The organism is Mycobacterium sp. 663a-19 (assembly GCF_035616495.1).
Taxonomy (GTDB): Bacteria; Actinomycetota; Actinomycetes; order Mycobacteriales; family Mycobacteriaceae; genus Mycobacterium.
In genome coordinates this window covers 1-731 of record NZ_JAPJAV010000040.1, presented here as the reverse complement: position 1 = coordinate 731, position 731 = coordinate 1, and the positions used below count along the sequence as shown (strand labels likewise).

The following is a 731-nucleotide window of genomic DNA, read 5'->3' as shown; positions in this document are numbered from 1 at the left end:
CCCCGTCGGCGGCGGCGATGCTGCCCGCGGCGGGGTTGGAGTCGGTGACGCTGGTGGTGGCCGGGGAGGCCTGCCCGGCCACGCTGGTGGATCGGTGGGCGCCGGGGCGGGTGATGCTCAACGCTTATGGGCCCACCGAGACCACCGTGTGCGCGGCGATCAGCGCCCCCCTGACCCCGGGTGAGCCGGTGGTGCCGATTGGGGCGCCGGTGGCCGGGGCGGCGCTTTTGGTGCTCGATGGGTGGTTGCGCCCGGTGCCGGTCGGGGTGATCGGCGAGTTGTATGTGGCCGGCCCCGCGGTGGGGGTGGGCTATTGGGGCCGGCCGGGTTTGACCGGGTCCCGGTTTGTCCCCTGCCCGCTGGGCGGGGCAGCCGGGGCGCGGATGTATCGCACCGGGGACCTGGTGCGCTGGGGTGGCGATGGGCAGCTCGACTATGTGGGCCGCGCCGATGAGCAGGTCAAAATCCGCGGGTATCGCATCGAGTTGGGCGAAGTGCGGGCCGCCCTGACCGCGGTGGACGGGGTGGATGCCGCGGTGGTGATCGCCCGCCAGGACCGCCTGATCGGCTATGTCACCGGCGGCGCCGATCCCGCCGGTCTGCGCACCCAGCTGGGCCAGCGGCTACCGGCCTACATGGTGCCCGCAGCGATTGTGGGGCTCGACGTGTTGCCGCTGACCGCCAACGGCAAACTCGACACCGCGGCGCTGCCGGCCCCCGACTACACCCCC

Annotated in this window: 1 protein-coding gene; it reads left to right on the top strand. The window is 73.6% G+C overall.

Annotated elements, in window-relative coordinates; genetic code table 11:
* Nucleotides 1-731, top strand: a 731-nt coding sequence (locus tag OQ968_RS24765) for an AMP-binding protein (protein ID WP_324682287.1), incomplete at both ends; no start/stop codon positions are given.